Here is a 17,065-nt window from a genome sequence, read left to right as displayed (position 1 = left end):
CCGGTCAGTCTTCGCGAGCCTCCCCCCGCTCCCGGATCAGGGCCTCCAGCTCCGCCGCGGCCCGGCGGGCGCGGGGCTTCTCCGAGCCCTGGATGCCCATCGCCCCGATGGTCCGGCCGTCCGAGAAGTCGATCTTCGGCCACGGGTCCCCCACGAGCAGCGTGACCTCCAGGACCTCCGGCCACGTATACCGATGCGTGCGGACGGCGTTCACGATCGTGATGCCCTCCTCGTCGGCCTCCACCCGCACCCGCCCCAGCAGGTGCAGCACGAACGCCACCGTGCACCCGAACGCCACGATCGCCACCCGGTCAGGAAGCTTGAACGGCTCCGCGATGAGCACGGCCATGATCACCGCCCCCGCCACGATCAGCACGGCGAAGCCGTACGCGACGATCCTTCCCCGGCGCGGACGCCAAGTGACGGGCAGGGACGGAGGCGGGACGAGCTCTGGCACGAGGGAAACCTACCGCAGGTTAGTGGAGGTTCCGCAGGAGGAGCGCGGTCTCCAGCGCGGCCACGACCGACTCGTACCCCTTGTCCTCCTTGCTGCCGGGCAGGCCCGAGCGTTCCAGAGCCTGAGCCATCGTGTCGCAGGTGAGCACGCCGTTGCCGACCGGGGTCTCCTCGTCCAGCGCGATCCGGGTCAGGCCCGAGGTCACCGAGTCGCAGACGTAGTCGAAGTGGGCGGTCTCGCCCCTGATGACCGCGCCCAGCGCCACCACCGCGTCGCAGCGGCGGGCCAGCGCCTGGGCGACCACCGGGATCTCCAGCGAGCCCGGCACCCGTACCACCGTGGCCTGGGCGCCGCTGTCGTCGCAGGCCTGTACGGCCCGTGCCACCAGCTGATCAGTGATCTTGGCGTGCCAGCTGGCCGCCACCAGCCCCACGGTCAGCCCCGAGGCGTCGGGCACCATGACACCCGGCCGTCCTTCCCCGCTCATGTGGCCTCCTGCGTCGGCCACATGAGCGGGACCCAGCTCTGTCCAATTGATCGCTCGCTACGCTCGCTCATGTGGCCTCCTCCGCCGGCCGCATGAGCGGGACCCGGCTGTGTCCAATTGATCGCTGACTCACGAAGCCTCCGAGATGTCATGGCCGAGGCGGTCGCGCTTGGCCTTGAGGTATCGCTCGTTGTAGGGGTTCATGGCCACGGGCATGGGCTCGCGGCCGAGGACCTTGATGCCGTACCCGTCCATGCCCTTGAGCTTGGCCGGGTTGTTGGTGAGCAGCCGCACCGACCTGACGCCGAGGTCGGCGAGGATCTGCCCCGCGTTGGAGAACTCCCGCGCGTCCACCGGCAGCCCCAGCTCCACGTTGGCGTCGACGGTGTCGCTGCCGTTGTCCTGCAGGCTGTACGCCTTGAGCTTGGCCAGCAGCCCGATCCCCCGGCCCTCGTGCCCGCGCAGGTAGACGATCACGCCACGGCCCTCCTGCGCGACGGCGGCCATGGCATGGTCGAGCTGCACACCGCAGTCGCAGCGCAGCGAGCCGAACACGTCGCCGGTCAGGCATTCGGAGTGGGCCCTGACCAGGACGTTCTCGCCATCGCCGAGGTCGCCGAAGACGAGCGCGACGTGCTCGCCACCGTCCAGGGCGCTGGCGTAGCCGAAGCAGCGCCACATCCCGTAGACGTTCGGCAGCCGCGTCTCGGCGACTCTGGTGACCATGCTCTCGGCCCGCCGGCGGTAGTCGACGAGCTGCTCGATGGAGACCAGCGCCAGGTCGTGCTCGTCGGCGAAGCGGCGCAGCTCGGGCAGCCTGGCCATGGTGCCGTCGTCGTTGACGACCTCGGCCAGCGCGCCGGCCGCCGACAGGCCGGCCAGCCTGGCCAGGTCCACGGCCGCCTCGGTGTGCCCGCGCCTGGCCAGCACCCCGCCCTCGCGGTAGCGCAGCGGGAAGATGTGCCCGGGGCGTACGAGCTCGTTGGGCTCGGTGGCGGAGTCGGCGAGCGTGCGGATGGTCTTGGCCCGGTCGGCGGCGGAGATGCCGGTGGTGACGCCGTCGCGGGCGTCCACGGTGATCGTGTACGCCGTCCGCATGCGCTCCTTGTTGTGGAACACCATGAGCGGCAGCCCGAGCCGGTCGAGCTCGTTGCCGTCCATGGCCACACAGATCATGCCGCTGGTGTGCCTGATCGTGAACGTGCACAGCGCGGGCGTGGCCTTGGCGGCGGCGAAGATGAGGTCGCCCTCGTTCTCCCTGTTCTCGTCGTCGACGACCACGACGGCCTTGCCGTTGCGGATGTCCTCGATCGCGCGCTCGATCGGGTCGAGCTTGATCTCGCTCATTGCGCCACCGCCACGGCCAGCGACGAGGAGCGGTATTCGCGCAGCCACTTCACGAACCCGATGATGACCAGCACGAAGAAGATGCCGTACACATAGCCGGAGACCACCAGCCCCGAGCTGAACGCCAGCGGCACTCCCACCAGGTCCACGGCCACCCACACCATCCAGAAGTCCACCAGCGCCCGGCCCTGCGCCCAGGTTGCCACGGCGCTGCCGACGAAGATGTAGGCGTCGGCGGCCACCAGGAAGGCGCCCTTCGGCAGCGGCACGTGGGCGCCCCACGACAGGCCGGTGAAGAAGAACAGCAGTCCGACCACCGCGGTGCCCAGCAGCATGACGCCGATCAGCACGGACCGCTCCCACCACCGGGCGGGCCGGACGGCCAGCTGCTTGCCGCCCTGCGTGCCGCGCCGCCACGCCCACCAGCCGTAGATCGCCAGGCCGGCGAAGAGGGCCTGCTTGAGTGCGTTGCCGGTGATGTGCGCGTTGATGGAGGCGATGAACAGCAGCACCGAGCCGGTGAACTGCACCGGCCACGTCCATATCGATTTGCGCATGGCCAGGAGGACCGTGGACAGAGCGGCGATGTTGCCGATCAGGTCCGTCCAGAGCACGTGCGTGCCGAATACGGTGAATCCGGCGTCGGCCCAGTTCACTGCCTGCCCACCAGCCTTTCCACATATTTCGCGATCACGTCGACCTCGATGTTCACCACGTCGCCCACCTGGCGTTCGCCCATGGTGGTGAGCTTCAGCGTGGTCGGGATGAGGCTCACGCCGAAGCTGTCGTCGTCAACCGTCGTGACCGTCAGGCTGATTCCGTCGATCGCGATCGAGCCCTTCTCCGCGACGTACCGGCTGAGCGGCTCGGGCAGGGAGAAACGCAGGTCGTCCCAGCTCTCGCCGGGGTCGCGCGACAGCAGCACGGCGGTGCCGTCCACGTGGCCCTGCACGATGTGGCCGCCGAGGCGCTGGTCGGCGCGTACGGCCCGCTCCAGGTTCACCGCGGAGCCCTCGGTGAGCGCGCCCAGGGAGCTCCGGTCGAGCGACTCCCTGATCACGTCAACGGTGAAGATGTCGCCCTCGGCCTTCACGACCGTGAGGCACACGCCGTTGACCGCGATCGAGTCGCCGTGCTTGGCGTCGGAGGTGACGACCGGGCCGCGCACCGACAGCAGGGCTCCGCCGCCGGCCTGGTCGATGGCCACTACCTCGCCTTTTTCCTCAATGATTCCGGTGAACATCACTGCTCCCTGCCTGGTTGTGCGATGGGCCGGGCGGTAAGCCGCACATCCGGCCCGATGGGGGAAATTTCGTCAAATGTCAGGCGGTGCAGCTCGCCGATCGTCTGCACCCCGGCCGCGCCGAGCGCGGCCCGCCCGGAGCCGAGCAGCGCGGGCGCCACGTACGCGACCACGCGATCGATCAGGCCCTGCCTCATGAACGATCCGGCGAGCGTCGGGCCGCCCTCCAGGAACACGCTGACGACCTCGCGCGCGGCCAGCTCCCTCAGCAGGGCGTGCAGGTCGAGACCGCCGTCACGGCGGGGCAGGCGCAGGAGGTCGGCCTTGAGATCGGTGTCGACGTCGTCGGCCACGGCGACGATCGTGGGCGCTGCGTCATCGAGCGCCCTGGCGGTCGGCGGCGTCCTGGCCTCGGTGTCGACGACGACCCGCAGCGGGGTACGGACGCCCGCGGCTGGGCGGACGGCCGGGCCGAGCTCGACATCCGGATGGGACCCGCCGATCAGGTCCAGGCGTGCATTCCGGCCGAGGTCACCATCCGGATCGGGCTCGCTGCTCAGACCGGGGCGCGCACTCGGACCGGAGCGAGCGTTCGGACCGGAGACCGCGTTCACGTCGGGACGAGCGTTCACGTCGGGACGAGCGTTCACGTCGGGACGAGCGTTCACGTCGGGACGAGCGTTCACGTCGGGACGAGCGTTCACGTCGGGACGAGCGCTCGGGCCGGGACGAGCGCTCGGGCCGGAGTCGGAGCCATGAGCGCCGTCAATGACCGGGCGGGCGGTGAGTCTGGGGTCGTCGGCGAGCACCGTGCCGATGCCGGCGACGATCGCGTCCGAGGCGGCCCGCAGCCGGTGCACGTCCGCGCGAGCCTCGGCCGAGGTGATCCACTGGCTGGTCCCGTCCTCGGCGGCCGACCTCCCGTCCAGAGTGGCGGCGAACTTCCAGGTCACGTGGGATCGGCCGAGCCGCGCGTACGTGAGCCACTCCTCGTTGACCCGCTCGGCCGCACCCGCCAGAACCCCCATCGTCACGGCGACCCCGGCGGCCCGCAGCCGGGCGGCCCCGCCGGCGGCCTTCGGGCTGGGATCGGCGACCGCGACCACCACCCGCGCGACACCGGCTTGGAGCAGCGCGCGACTGCACGGACCCGTCCGCCCGGTGTGGTCGCAGGGTTCGAGCGTCACGTACGCGGTCCCGCCCCTGGCCCGCTCCCCCGCCTGCGCCAGCGCCACGACCTCGGCGTGCGGCCCGCCCGCGTACGCGTGGAACCCCTCGCCGGCGACCGCGCCCGCGGCGTCGAGCACGACGCAGCCCACGACGGGGTTGGGGCTGGTGGTGCCGTGTCCGCGCCCGGCCAGCTCGACGGCGCGCGCCATGTGCGCGGCGTCCTGCTCGGGTATCTCCACCCGGGTCTCCTACTCGCCAGTAGCTCTAAGCCACGGCGGGCCCCGGGGGACTCACGTGATGCACGGATGCACCACAGAAGGCGCCCGGCCTGACACCGGACACCTCGCGCGCTACCTCCCATCCGGACTTTAACCGTCGGTCCCGGAATTTCACCGAGTCAACCGGCCGATGGCATCGGCCGGGTCGCGGACTATCACCGCCGGTTCGGACTTTCACCGACCCCGGAGCACGCTAGCTCTTCCGCTACCAGTGTGCCATGCGCCGGACAACGTGCGCGACCACCCCCACCAATTTGACCAAGCGCTCGCTTCAGGCAGCCATCAGCCGGTGCGCGCGGCGGGCCGCCGGAGCGTAGCGGACGTGGGCGGGGACCAGGCCGATCCCGGTGTGCAGGGTCCGCAGCGTCGCGGTCGCCCACAGGTCGCCGACGGGCGTGGCGGGCAGCCCGTACAGTCTTCTGGCCCAGCGCGGCAGCGTGGCGAAGGCGAGCAGCGTCAGCGCGGGCAGCGCGGGTTTGAGCGGGGTCAGCAGGAGCGGCAGCGGGGCGTTCAGCGACAGGCGCAGCGGGTGGGCGGCCTCGGAGACGAAGCGCAGCCCCGGCCGCTCAGCGTCGATGTAGTCGCGCAGCTCGGCCACCGAGCCGGGCACGTCCTGGCCGTTCAGCCCCACGACCTCGGCGGCCCGCCGCCACTCGGAGACGAACGCGTCCGCCTCGGCGTCCGTCAGCCGCACGCCCGCCCGGCGCGCGACGGACAGGTAGGAGTCCACCTCGCCGACGTGCACCCAGCGCAGGGCGGCCGGCTCGTCGAGGCGGAACGTGGTGCCGGTGTCGGGATCGTGGGCTGTCAGCCTGGCGTGGATCTTGCGTACACGGCGTCCGGCCCGCTCGACCTCGGCGCTGGTGCCGTACGTGCGCACGCGGACGAACTCGGTGGTACGCGTGAAGCGGGACCAGGCCTCCTGCGGGTCCATGAGCGCGGAGTTCTGCAGCACGCCGCGCATCGCCCTCGGGTGCAGCCCCTGCATCAGCAGGGCACGCAGGCCCCCGACCAGCAGGATGGGCTCTCCCATCACCCGCCAGGTCACCGAGCTGGGGCCGAAGATCCCATGGTCACTCATAAGTGAAGAGTTACCCAGCGAGCGGGCATTCCATGTCAAGCGCCGATGCCGGAGAGCTCAGCGGGTGGCCGCGGCGCGGAGCCGGTCGATGGCCGCCACCGGGTCGGAGGCGCCGTAGACCGCGCTGCCGGCCACGAACACGTCGGCGCCCGCCTCGGCGCAGCGCCCGATGGTCTCGGCGTCCACTCCCCCGTCCACCTGCAGCCAGATCCGGCCGCCGTGCCGCTCGATGAGCGCCCGCGCCCGGCGGACCTTCGGCAGCACGACATCGAGGAACTTCTGCCCGCCGAACCCCGGCTCGACGGTCATCAGCAGCAGCATGTCGATCTCGCCGAGCAGGTCCTCGTAGGGCTCGACGGCCGTGGCCGGGTTGAGCGCGAGCCCCGCCCGGGCGCCGAGCGAGCGGATCTCGCGCAGCGTGCGAATCGGGGCCTTGGCCGCCTCCGCGTGGATGGTCACGCTGCCCGCCCCTGCCTCCGCGTACTGCGGCGCCCACCGGTCGGGGTCCTCGATCATGAGGTGGCAGTCGAGCGGCGTCGCGGTCGCCTTGCACAGCGCCTCGACCACGGGCAACCCGAGGGTGAGGTTGGGCACGAAGTGGTAGTCCATGACGTCGACGTGCAGCCAGTCGGCGTTCGGGACGGCGGCGGCCTCGTCGGCGAGCCTGGCGAAGTCGGCGGCGAGGATGCTGGGCGAGATCTGTACGGCCATGATTCCCAAAGTCTAGTGAACGGCCTGCGCCTGCCTTGCCCGGGACATCAGCCCGAGCCTGATGAACGTCACCGGAGCTCCTAGCTGCACCCAGAGCGCCAGCACCGCGTATCCGGTGTACGCGACGACGCCGGTCTGGGGCAGCAGCTCGCGCTGAACGTACCAGATGGACACGGCCACGGCCGTGCCGAGCAGCCAGCGGGCGGCGCGCAGGCCGAGCGGCCCGCCCGCGTCGAACCAGCCGATCCTGTACATGATCGACGCCCCGGCCAGTGTGCCGAGCAGCACGCCCGCCATGGTGACGATCGTGTCCAGGCTCTCGGGCGCGATCTGCCCCGCCGCGCTCCAGGCCGCGGGCGGGGACCAGCCGGCGTACGGCGCGTTGGCGAGCGCGGCGACGCCGATCAGCGCGAAGGAGAGCGCGGCGGAGGCCGCCAGCTGCGCCCACAGCGCCAGCCGCAGCCACCACGCCGTCACGGGACTTTCCAGCTTCAGTACGAGCACCAGCACGACCGCCCCGAGCAGCACTCCGCCCACCACGTCAGAGACGAAGTGGACCCCCAGGTAGACCCGGCTCAGGCAGACCAGCACCGTGAGCGCGCCCGCCGTCCACCACGCCCACGGCCTGCCCGCCATCACAGCCAGCCGCCCTAGCCCGGCGGTCCCGTTCTGGGCGTGGCCGGACGGCAGCCCGAAGGCCCCTTCGACCGAGAGCGGGCGCACCCGGACGTCGATCCAGTACGGCCTGGGCTGGTGGGCGGCGAGCTTGCCGATCGCATTGGTCGAGGCCGCCACCAGGACCGTGAGGCCCAGCCGCAGGCCGAGCCGGGGATCGACGCACCAGTAAAGGATGGGCAGGCACAGCAGGAAGAACGTGTCCGTGCCGAACACCGACACGAGCTCCAATACCGGCCGCACCCAGTCCGGCCATTGCTGGAGCCCGACGATGAGCTCCAGTTCCGCTATGTGAAGGTCATCTAGGAAGTCCACGGCATAGATCGGATCACATCTGCCCACCAGAACGACAATCCAACCGATCGCGGGTCTTGGCCCGGATTCCGGCGCGCCGCCTCCGCACGCGGCGATCCCAGACCGGCACGCCGGCGTCCCATACCGGCTCCGCCGCCGCCACACCTCCGGCAGCTCGTCCGGCCAAGCCACCGGCACCTTCCTTGCACCGTGCCGGCCGGCCGACGCCGCGTACCAGCCGGCCGACGTCGCAGCACCGTGTCGGGCGGCTGACATCGCGGCACCATCTCGCGTGCCACGCGTCGGCAGCGCCGTCGCGCCTGCGGAGCGGAGCGGGCTGGTGTCAGAAACACACCACCGGAGCGGGCCGGGGTGTCAGGGACGCTTGCGCAGCGAGCCGGGGTCTCAGGGACGCTTGCGGAGCAGGGACAGGAACATGGCGTCGGTGCCGTGCCGGTGCGGCCAGAACTGGGCGTGCGGCCCCGCGCCCAGCCCTTCCACCTCGGGCAGGTAGTCCCGCGCGTCGAGCTGCTCGACGTCGTCCCGGCGGCCGGCCACGTCCCCGACCACGACCCGGGTCTCGGCCAGGTGCGGCGAGCAGGTGACGTACGCGACGACCCCGCCGGGCCGCACCGCGTCCAGCGCCGTGCCGAGCAGCCGCCGCTGCAGCTTGCCCAGCTCGGCGATCCCGGCCGGATCGCGCCGCCACCGCGCCTCCGGCCGCCGCCGCAGCGCCCCCAGCCCGGTGCAGGGCGCGTCGAGCATGACCCGGTCGAACACGCCCGGCCGCCACGCGGGCTCCGTGCCGTCCGCCGTGACCACCGACGCGTGCCGGGTGGTCTGCCAGACCAGCCGCGCCCGGTGGTACAGCACGTCGGCGGCGAGCAACCGGGCCCCGCCGGGAAACCCGCCCGGGTCTCCATGGGTGGCGATGGCGTCGAGCAGCCCCGCCTTGCCGCCGGGCCCGGCGCACATGTCGAGCCACAGCTCCTCGCCCTCCCGTTCGAGCGGCACGCGGGTCAGGGCGAGCGCCACCAGCTGGCTGGCCTCGTCCTGTACGGCGGCGCGCGTCCCGGCCACGGCGTCGATCTGCCCGGGGTCGCCTTCGCGCAGGTAGGCGGCATACGGTGAGTATCGGCCGGGCGCGGCGCCCGCCTCCTCCAGCTCCTTCACCGAGCTGCGCCCCGGCCGGGCGACCAGCGTCACCAGGGGCCGGGCGTTGTCGGCGTCGAGCAGCTCGGGCAGCTCGGCGTCCCCGCCGAGCGCGTCGCGGAATGCGGAGACGATCCACCGGGGATGGCCGTAGGCGACGGCGAGGTGGCCGACCGGGTCGTGGGCCGGGTCGGGTGCGACGATGGGCACCCATTCCTCGATCGTCCTGGACGCGATCTTTCGCAGGACCGCGTTGGCGAACTTGGCCGCGCCGGCGCCGACGCGCAGGCGTACCAGGTCGACGGTGGTGCCGACGGCCGCGTGCGGCGGGACACGCATGCGCAGCAGCTGGTGCGCGCCGAGCCGCAGGGCATCGCGCACGTCGGGGTCGGGCGCGCGGTCGCTGCACATCTCGATGATCGCGTCGTAGGTGCCGAGGCCGCGCAGCGTCCCGTACGCGAGCTCGGTGGCCAGCGCCGCGTCGCGGCCCTTGACGCCGCGTTCGCGCAGGAGACGCGGGAGGAGCAGGTTGGCGTACGCGTCGCGCTCGTCGACGGCGCGCATGACGTCGAAGGCCGCGTTGCGGGGCTGGTCGCGCGGCGGCCGACGCGGCCCGCGCGAACGGCCCCCACCGCCTCCTGCGCCACGGCCTCCGCCGCCCCGCGGACCTTCGCCACCCTGGCCCGCGCCGCCTCCGGCCCTCCGGCCTTCGCCACCCTGGCCCGCGCCGCCTCCGGCCCTCCGGCCTTCGCCACCGCGGCCCGCGGCGCTTCCGGCCCGGCCTGCGCCGCCTCCGGCCCCTTGGTCGCCCCTGGCACTCATACCGTCAGATTTTCCCCATCGGGTCACTCGAAGGTCTCTTTGTCCTCTGGGCGGACCCCGCGAGCCCACTCCACGGCGCCCATCAGCCGCTTGCCCTGCGGTTGCACGTCACCCAGTGCCACGGCGTCGGTGGCGGTGCCGACCAGCACCGTTGTCTTGGTGGCGGCGATCTCTCCGGGCGCCAACCGCTCGCCGGGAGCCGGCCGCACCGGCCCGAGCTTGACCCGCTGGCCCCTGAACTCACTCCAGGCGCCGGGGCCGGGGGTGCAGGCCCGGATCAGCCGGTCGACGTGCATGGCGGGCTTGGCCCAGTCGACCTGGGCGTCGGTGACGCTGATCTTGGGGGCGATGGTCACCCCGTCGGCCGGCTGGGGCCGCGCCTCCAGGGCGCCGTCCTCGACGCCGTCGAGAGTGGCGGCGAGCAGCCCGGCCCCGGAGACCGAGAGCCGCTCCAGCAGCGACCCGCTGGTGTCGGTGGTGCGGATCTCCTCGGTGACCACGCCGTAGACCGGGCCGGCGTCCAGCTCCTTGACGATCTGGAACGTGGTCGCGCCGGTGATCTCGTCGCCGTGCAGGATCGCGTGCTGGACGGGCGCGGCGCCGCGCCAGGCGGGCAGGATCGAGAAGTGCAGGTTGATCCACCCGCGCCGGGGCACGTCGAGCGCGGACTGCGGCAGCAGCGCGCCGTAGGCGACGACCGGGCAGCAGTCGGGCTCCAGGGCCCGCAGCCGGTCGAGGAAGGCCGGGTCGCCGGCCTTCTGCGGGCGGAGCACCTCGATGCCCGCCTCCTCGGCGAGCGCGGCCACCGGCGAGGGATGGACCTTGCGTCCCCGTCCGGACTGGGCGTCGGGGCGGGTGACGACCGCCACCACGTCGTGCCGCGGCGAGTCGATCAGGGTGCGCAGCGACGGCAGCGCCGTCTCGGGTGTGCCCGCGAAGACCAGACGCATGCTCTCAGAGCGCCCTTCCGCCGGTCGCGTGCGGCGAGTATCTGACCACGGGGGCGGACAGGCCGCTCCACTCGGCCTCGCGGACCGCCTTCATGGCCAGCTTGCGCTGCTTGGGGTCCATGCGATCGATGAACAGGATGCCGTCGAGGTGATCGGTCTCGTGCTGGAAGCAGCGCGCCATCAGGTCGGTGCCCTCCAGCACGACGGGCTCGCCGTGCATGTCGAAGCCCTTGGCCACGGCGCGGATCGCGCGCGGCGTCGGGAACGACAGGCCGGGGAAGGACAGGCAGCCCTCCTCGCCCTCCTCGTCGATCTCGGAGGACAGGTCGAGGTCGGGGTTGATCAGGTGGCCGAGCTGCTCGTCCACGTAGTAGGTGAACACCCGCAGGCCGACGCCGATCTGCGGGGCCGCCAGCCCGGCGCCGGGGGCGTCCATCATCGTGTCGGTGAGGTCTTTGACCAGCTTGCGGAGCTCCTTGTCGAAGTCGACGACGGGTGCCGCCGCGGTGCGCAGCACCGGATCTCCGAACAGCCGGATCGACTGGATCGCCAAGGGGGTCACTCCGTTTCTCAAGCGTGGATCAGCCCAGTTTAGTGCAGGTGCGGACCCCGGCTCGCGGTACGCCGTCACCCGCGGCGGGCCGCCGGACGCGGCCCGCCGTGCTCCAGCGAGCGCGCCTTCATCGCGGCCTTGCGCGCCGCCTTGACCACCGCCTGGTCGTCATGGGCGGCGGCCAGCATGTCGAGCACGGCGATCGTGTCGGGATGGCCGACCGCGGGCATCCCGGCGACCAGCTTGATCAGGTCCTCTCCCGGCTCGGGCGGGTCGAGCCGGGACGCGGCGGGCCCGGACAGGTGCATGAGCGCGGCCAGCGAGTCGACCGCGATCCACGTGTGGTCCTCCGGGCTGAGCGGCGGCGCCTCAAGGTCGCGGATGTGCAGCCAGGAGGCGGCGTAGCGGCGCATCAGCGGGTGGTCGAGCGCCTGCCTGACGGGCGCTTCGGCCTCCGGGCCCAGCTCCTCGAGTATGGCTCCGACCGCGCCGCGCTGGCCGGCCGTGCCGGACGCGGCGATCTCGATCAGGTCGCGGGCGGCCGACTCCGGCGGGCGCCGCTCCAGCCATCCGGCGACGGCGCTCTGCGTGGCCGAGCCTTTGATGAGCGCCGCGACCAGCTCGTCCGCCGACAGGTCGGCGAACACCTCCACCTCGGCCGCGGTCGGCGCGTCGTGCCCCTCACGCAGCAGGTCGCGGCGGATGGCCCAGACGCCGAGCGGGGTGAGCGCGGTGCGGCCCGCGGCGGTCTGCTCCACCAGGCCGCAGTAGGTGAGCAGCGACAGCGCCTCCAGCAACTCCGCGGGCAGCGCGGCGGCCAGCCTGCGCATCTCGACGGGGCCGGGCGCGCAGGCGACCTCGTGGGACTGGAGGATGCCCCTGGCGAGGTTGGCGGTGGCGACGCCGGAGCGCACGGAGTAGATCGTGGCGAGCATCTCGGCCAGATGGCCGTCCACCACGGCCGAGCCGGTCAGGCCGTTGTCGGCGCGGTCGAGCACGTCCATGACCACGCCGTCCCAGAACTCCAGCGTGGCCTCGACCGTGAGCCGCATCGACAGCGGCCCGCGCGTGGCCCGGCCGCCGATGATCTGCACCATCCCGGTGTTGACGGCGACGATCCAGACGAGGCGGAGCCGGGCGGCAGGCAGGCCGAGCTCCTCGGCGGCGGCGGCCGCGTCGGCCTCGCTGAGGTGCCCGTCGGCGCCCACCTGGCGGGCGCCCGTCCAGGTGGTGAGCCTGATGGCGTCGGCGACGAGCGGGACCGCGGGCACCGCCGCGGCGAGCTCGGCGTCGGGCGCCAGCAGGACCGGCGGGAAGGTCAGCGCCTCGTGATCCTCCACAGGAGGCTCCTCGGCCTGCCGTGGTGACACGGCGGCCTGCTCATCGATCAGCTTGCGCAGCTCGGCGAGGTCGAAGACGTTGTTGGCCACCCACGAAACTTACTGCACAGCAGTCACAGGGGCGTACTCAACGGATGGCCCGGGAGCGGGCTTTGAACGCGGCCTTGCGTGCCGCCTTCGCGACCGTGCTGTCCGGAATGGAGCGTCCGAGCAGCTCCAGAACCTCGACGACGTCGGGGTGGTCGACCCGCCACATCTCCTCGATCATGTGGGCCGGCGGGCCCGAGGCGGCCATGTTCTCGGCGAAGATCTCGGGGTCCTCCTCGGCCGCGGGCATGGCCAGCGCGAGCATGTCGATGCTGACCCAGAGGAGCTCTTCCTGGGTGAGCGGCGGCGCGGGCAGCCCCCGGGCGGCCAGCCAGTGGATGGCGTGCGGGCGCAGCTCCTGGTCTTCCAGGTAGTCGCGCACCTGCGGCTCGGCCTCGGCGCCGAGCCGGTCGACGATGGTGATCGCGATGCCGCGGGCCACGGCGGGCGCGCCCGAGGCGGCGGCCAGCAGCTCGCCGGCGGCCTCGCTGGGCGTCCTGCCGATCAGCCAGCGGCTGATGTCGTCCTCGGCGAGCTCGGTCGGCACGCCGTCGAGCAGCCCCTCGATGAGGCCGAGCGCGTCGGCCTCGGCCAGGTCGGGGGCCTGCGGGGCGTCGAGCCCGAGCGACAGGTAGTGCTCGCGCAGCGCCCACACGGCCAGCGGGGTGAGCTCCGCGGAGTCGCCGGCGACGTGGAGCATGCCGCACCAGGCCAGCCGGTCGAGCACTGCGGCCAGGTCGAGCTCGCCGTCGGCGGCGATCTCGACGAGGTAGTCGCCGATCACGCCGACGGGCACGCCGACCTGCAGCCGGTAGAGCATGTCGAACAGGTCGTAGAGCCCCTCGTCGAGCTCGGCCGAGCCGGTGATCGCGCCGCCCGTGTCCTGCTCGACGATGCGGGCGACGGCGTGCGTCCACTCCCGTAGCGGCTCGTCCGCGCCCGGCAGCGGCTGCTCCCGCAGCATTGGCACGGTCCGCAGGGCGGCGACCAGCTCCTCGGCCGGGGCCAGCCGGGCGGCGGGCAACGGGGAGCAACCCGGACAGTCGCAGGGGGCCTCGCCCAGATCGGGCACCTCGCCCGACGGGATGGCGATCGACTGCTCCAGGGACTCCGGGCCGATCGCGCTGAACAGGCTCTTGGCCATGCCGAAGTTCGCCGGGTCGGCGAGCGCCTCGGGCAGACGCGGCTCGATGTCGTCGAGCCGGGCACTCATCCGCGCCGCCGTCTCGGCGGGCACCGCGCCTGCCTCGCTGAGGTAGCCGACCAGAGTGCGGGCGGCCGCGACGGTCTCCGGCGCGCTCTCCGGAGGCGCGATGACCTTGCGCGGGTAGATGGACAGCAGCAGCTCGTCGAAGGTTTCCGGAGTGAAATCGCCGAGTTCGTTGACGTTGAGGTAGTCGCTGGCGTAGTCGCAGAGCAGGCGGACCTCGTCCGCGTCCACCTCGACTTCCCGCGCGCGCCCCCAAGCGCGCAGGTCGTCGATGGCCTGGTTCACCCATTCGATCGACACAGGGGCACGCTAACGGCTGGTCTCCAGATGAGCGAATCGGGGAAAGGGGTTAAATCAGGTCGAGGGGGTCGACACTCACCCTCACGACATCCGGCGTCTTACGCGCCGCGCGTACCCCACTGGCCCCCTTGAGCGCGGCGGCCAGCGCCGCGCCGCCGGTCCTGCGGACGCGGATCATGGCGCGTTCCTGGCTCGCGTCGTCGACGGGCACGGGGCCGAGCACCTCGGCGTCGGGCGGGAGGCGTACCTCCTCGAGCATCTGCCTGACCGCGCTCGCCGCGCCGGTGAGGGTCGCCATCCGGACGGCGGGCGGGAAGCCGAGCTCGGTGCGGTCGGCGAGCTCGCGCTCGGCGTGGGTGACGGGGTCCCACCGCAGCAGGGCCTGTACGGCGGGCAACGCGGCATCCGCGAGCACCACCAGCTCGGCGGCGGGGCGGAGGAGGGCGGCGGCGTTCATCCAGCGGCGCACGGCCTCCTCGCCGGCCCGCAGGTCGGCCCGGCCGAGCAGCGCCCACCCGTCGAGCAGCACGGCCGCCGCGTAGCCGCCCTCCGCCACGGGCTCGGCCCCGGGCGTGGCGACGACCAGCGCACGGGTGGAGGGCACGGTGGCGAGCACGCCGTCGCGGCCGGATGTGCGTACCGGGATCGAGGGGAAGGCCCTGCCGAGCTCCTCGGCCGTGCGCCTGGCGCCGGTGACCACCGCGCGCAGCCGAGGGCTGCCGCAGGACGGGCAGCGCCAGTCGGCGTCCACCCGGCCGCACCAGCGGCAGTAGGGGGCGGCGTGGCCGCCTCTGAGCGCCAGCGGCCCGTGACAGAGCGGCGCGGCCACACCTGCTCCACCGGAACCGCCCATCGGACCCAAGCCACCCGAACCGGCCATGGGACCCGTTCCACCGGAAGCACCCATCGGACCCGCGCCGCTGCGGGGTGGCGTTGTCGGATCTCCCTGGAACGGCGCGTTCCGTCCGCCTGAGCCTTCGAGCGGTATCCGCCCGGCCGGGTTCACCAGCGGGACCGCCTGACCGACCGGATCGCTCAACGGACCGGACCAGCCACCGAGCGGGATCGCCGCCGCGGAGCCGGGGCTCCCGCCGGGCAAGGCCGGAGACGGCAAAGGGCTCGCGGCCATGCGGGTGGGCGGCAGGGCGCAGCGGGCGGACGCGCGGCAGTGCCTGCAGGCGAGGGCGGGCAGATAGCCGCGCCTCGGGACCTGTACGAGCACAGGGCCGCGCTCCAGTCCCTGGCGCAGGGCCCGCCACGCGATGCTGGGCAGCCTGGCCTGGCGGGCGGCCTGGTCCTTGGCCAGTTCGGCGTCCTCGCCCGCGGGGCGGACCCGGGGGGCGAGGCTCCTGATCGTCGTGCGGGCGGCCACGATGGGCCTGGCCCAGCGGCCGGCGATGAGCTGGGTGGCCTCGGCGGTGCGGGCGTACCCGCCGATCAGCATCGCCGCGCCGGTCCTGTGGGCTCTGAGGCCGAGAACCTCGCGGGCGTGGGGGTAGGGGGCCAGGCGTTCGGCGTGCAGGTCGTCGCCGTCGTCCCAGATGGCCACCAGGCCGAGATCGGCGGCGGGGGCGAACATGGCGGCCCTGGTGCCGACGACGGCCCGTACCTGGCCTCTCAGCACCTTCAGCCACCGCCTGTAGCGCTCGGCCGGGCCCAGGTCGGCGGTGAGCGCCACGTGCCTGCCGGGGCCGAGCGTCCGCGCGAACTCGGCGTCGGCCAGCGCCACGTCCTTGCCGTCGGGGACCACGACGACGGCGCCCCTGCCGCCGTCCAGCGTCGCCCGCACGGCCTCCGCCATCGCCCCGGCCCACCCGCGGGCGCCGGGCACCGCCGACCACACGGCTCGCGGGGCCCGCCCGTTGCGCAACGCGTCAAGGAAGGACGGGCCGGTGGGGTACGCGTCCCAAGCGCTCCCACCCTTCACCGGCTCCGCGTCAACGCCCGCCTCCGCGACCTGCTCAGCCTGCGCGACCGCATCCGGCAGTGCGGCCCGCTCCAGCATTGTGGCGTGGTCCGGCGCCGCGGCGTGATCCGGCGTCACAACCTGGCCCGGCGTCACAACCTGGCCCGGCGTCACAACCTGGCCCGGCGTCCCGGCCTGATCCGGCTTTGTCCGCTGCTCCGGCCTCGCGGCCGGTACGGCCGGTCTCGCGTCGGCGCCCGGCCGGGCCTCCGAGGCGGCCGGCTCATTGGGCTTGGGGGTCTCCGCCTCGGCCTTGGCGTGGCGGGGTGGGATGGCGAGGCGGAGGACGTCGGTCAGGGTGCCTGCGTACCGGTCGGCAACGGCTCTGGCCAGCCCGGCGATCTCCGGCGTCAGCACCTGCTCGGGCGACACGACACGTTCGAGCGGCGTCAGCCTGCCTTCATGATCGCTCTCGTCGACCCTTTCCAGCAGGAACCCATCGACCAGCTTGCCCGCGAACCGCACCCGCACCCGCACGCCCGGCTCGGCCGTCTCGTGCATGGACGCGGGCACCAGGTAGTCGAAGAGCCGGTCGAGGTGCGGCAGCGGACTGTCCACGGCCACCCTCGCCACCGGCCGCTCGGGGGCGGGCACGGGAGCGCCCTTGGTGTCCTTCGACGACGCTGGGGGCCGCACGGCGTCGAGCGGCAGAAGGGCGTCGTCGGAGTCGGTCACGCATAACGTCTACCAGACCCGACCACCGTGAACGCCCCGCCCTCGAGAGCGGGAAGGCATGCGAGCGCGCCGCGGACACGCGCCCGCACCACCACGCCCCAGCGGGCGAACCGCAGGCCGGAAGGGCAACCGACCCGAGCCGCGACCCCGCGCGGACGAACCGTCATTCCCGGGCGGACCCGCGGGTCCGGGATCTCACCGTTGCCGGCGACAGCCCACAGAGGCGCCGTGAGCAAGACGACGCCTCTGGATGCGGAACGGGGATGG

15 protein-coding genes and 1 riboswitch are annotated in these 17,065 nt (G+C 73.0%); all 15 genes read right to left on the bottom strand.

Annotated elements, in window-relative coordinates:
- Positions 1–4: 4 nt before the first annotated feature.
- Positions 5–457 carry a PH domain-containing protein gene (locus EJK15_RS20230; RefSeq protein ID WP_171074424.1) on the bottom strand — a complete coding sequence of 151 codons (453 nt, stop codon included), beginning with the start codon at positions 455–457 and terminating at the stop codon, positions 5–7.
- A gap of 19 nt (positions 458–476) precedes the next feature.
- Positions 477–944, bottom strand: a complete 468-nt coding sequence (gene ribH / locus EJK15_RS20225; protein ID WP_138712016.1) for a 6,7-dimethyl-8-ribityllumazine synthase — start codon at positions 942–944, stop codon at positions 477–479.
- A 129-nt stretch (positions 945–1,073) separates the two neighbouring features.
- The gene (locus tag EJK15_RS20220; protein ID WP_138712015.1) at positions 1,074–2,291 is read right to left on the bottom strand and encodes a bifunctional 3,4-dihydroxy-2-butanone-4-phosphate synthase/GTP cyclohydrolase II; all 1,218 of its coding nucleotides are present in this window, start codon (positions 2,289–2,291) and stop codon (positions 1,074–1,076) included.
- Complete coding sequence (locus EJK15_RS20215; protein ID WP_138712014.1) at positions 2,288–2,947, bottom strand: nicotinamide mononucleotide transporter family protein; 660 nt, start codon at positions 2,945–2,947, stop codon at positions 2,288–2,290. Before EJK15_RS20215 ends, EJK15_RS20220 begins: the two co-directional genes overlap by 4 nt.
- Positions 2,944–3,534, bottom strand: a complete 591-nt coding sequence (locus tag EJK15_RS20210) for a riboflavin synthase (RefSeq protein ID WP_138712013.1) — start codon at positions 3,532–3,534, stop codon at positions 2,944–2,946. The genes EJK15_RS20215 and EJK15_RS20210 overlap by 4 nt, the downstream gene beginning before the upstream one ends.
- Positions 3,534–4,943, bottom strand: a complete 1,410-nt coding sequence (ribD, locus tag EJK15_RS74625) for a bifunctional diaminohydroxyphosphoribosylaminopyrimidine deaminase/5-amino-6-(5-phosphoribosylamino)uracil reductase RibD (protein WP_138712012.1) — start codon at positions 4,941–4,943, stop codon at positions 3,534–3,536. The genes EJK15_RS20210 and ribD overlap by 1 nt, the downstream gene beginning before the upstream one ends.
- A 104-nt stretch (positions 4,944–5,047) precedes the next feature.
- Positions 5,048–5,178: riboswitch (FMN riboswitch) on the bottom strand.
- A 75-nt stretch (positions 5,179–5,253) separates the two neighbouring features.
- Entirely contained in the window at positions 5,254–6,063 is an 810-nt protein-coding gene (locus EJK15_RS20200) for an oxygenase MpaB family protein (protein WP_138712011.1), read from the bottom strand.
- 57 nt (positions 6,064–6,120) lie between these two features.
- The gene (gene rpe / locus EJK15_RS20195) at positions 6,121–6,774 is read right to left on the bottom strand and encodes a ribulose-phosphate 3-epimerase (RefSeq protein ID WP_138712010.1); all 654 of its coding nucleotides are present in this window, start codon (positions 6,772–6,774) and stop codon (positions 6,121–6,123) included.
- Positions 6,775–6,786: 12 nt separating this feature from the next.
- On the bottom strand, positions 6,787–7,764 hold the full coding sequence (locus EJK15_RS20190) for a phosphatase PAP2 family protein (protein WP_171074423.1): 978 nt from the start codon (positions 7,762–7,764) through the stop codon (positions 6,787–6,789).
- Between the two features lie 384 nt (positions 7,765–8,148).
- A complete protein-coding gene (locus tag EJK15_RS20185) occupies positions 8,149–9,717 on the bottom strand; it encodes an RsmB/NOP family class I SAM-dependent RNA methyltransferase (protein WP_138712008.1) in 1,569 nt (522 codons plus the stop codon).
- A gap of 23 nt (positions 9,718–9,740) precedes the next feature.
- A complete protein-coding gene (gene fmt, locus EJK15_RS20180; protein WP_138712007.1) occupies positions 9,741–10,667 on the bottom strand; it encodes a methionyl-tRNA formyltransferase in 927 nt (308 codons plus the stop codon).
- Positions 10,668–10,671: 4 nt separating this feature from the next.
- Positions 10,672–11,220: a peptide deformylase gene (gene def / locus EJK15_RS20175; RefSeq protein ID WP_138712006.1), complete on the bottom strand. Its 549-nt coding sequence runs from the start codon at positions 11,218–11,220 to the stop codon at positions 10,672–10,674.
- A 74-nt stretch (positions 11,221–11,294) separates the two neighbouring features.
- Positions 11,295–12,650 (bottom strand): hypothetical protein, encoded by a 1,356-nt coding sequence (locus tag EJK15_RS20170; protein WP_138712005.1) that lies wholly within the window; start codon positions 12,648–12,650, stop codon positions 11,295–11,297.
- A gap of 37 nt (positions 12,651–12,687) precedes the next feature.
- Positions 12,688–14,157 (bottom strand): hypothetical protein, encoded by a 1,470-nt coding sequence (locus tag EJK15_RS20165; RefSeq protein ID WP_138712004.1) that lies wholly within the window; start codon positions 14,155–14,157, stop codon positions 12,688–12,690.
- A 49-nt stretch (positions 14,158–14,206) separates the two neighbouring features.
- On the bottom strand, positions 14,207–16,798 hold the full coding sequence (locus EJK15_RS20160; protein ID WP_138712003.1) for a primosomal protein N': 2,592 nt from the start codon (positions 16,796–16,798) through the stop codon (positions 14,207–14,209).
- Positions 16,799–17,065 lie beyond the last annotated feature (267 nt).

Source organism: Nonomuraea basaltis, from assembly GCF_005893125.1.
GTDB classification, from domain to species: domain Bacteria; phylum Actinomycetota; class Actinomycetes; order Streptosporangiales; family Streptosporangiaceae; genus Nonomuraea; species Nonomuraea basaltis.
This window is presented reverse-complemented; position numbering and strand designations above follow the sequence as displayed.

Excerpts from the sequence above, each read along its gene's own strand:
- fmt (WP_138712007.1), bottom strand. The coding sequence starts at position 10,667 with ATGCGTCTGGTCTTCGCGGGCACACCCGAGACGGCGCTGCCGTCGCTG.
- EJK15_RS20185 (WP_138712008.1), bottom strand. The coding sequence starts at position 9,717 with ATGAGTGCCAGGGGCGACCAAGGGGCCGGAGGCGGCGCAGGCCGGGCC.
- EJK15_RS20200 (WP_138712011.1), bottom strand. The coding sequence starts at position 6,063 with ATGAGTGACCATGGGATCTTCGGCCCCAGCTCGGTGACCTGGCGGGTG.
- EJK15_RS20220 (WP_138712015.1), bottom strand. The coding sequence starts at position 2,291 with ATGAGCGAGATCAAGCTCGACCCGATCGAGCGCGCGATCGAGGACATC.
- EJK15_RS20210 (WP_138712013.1), bottom strand. The coding sequence starts at position 3,534 with ATGTTCACCGGAATCATTGAGGAAAAAGGCGAGGTAGTGGCCATCGAC.
- rpe (WP_138712010.1), bottom strand. The coding sequence starts at position 6,774 with ATGGCCGTACAGATCTCGCCCAGCATCCTCGCCGCCGACTTCGCCAGG.
- ribH (WP_138712016.1), bottom strand. The coding sequence starts at position 944 with ATGAGCGGGGAAGGACGGCCGGGTGTCATGGTGCCCGACGCCTCGGGG.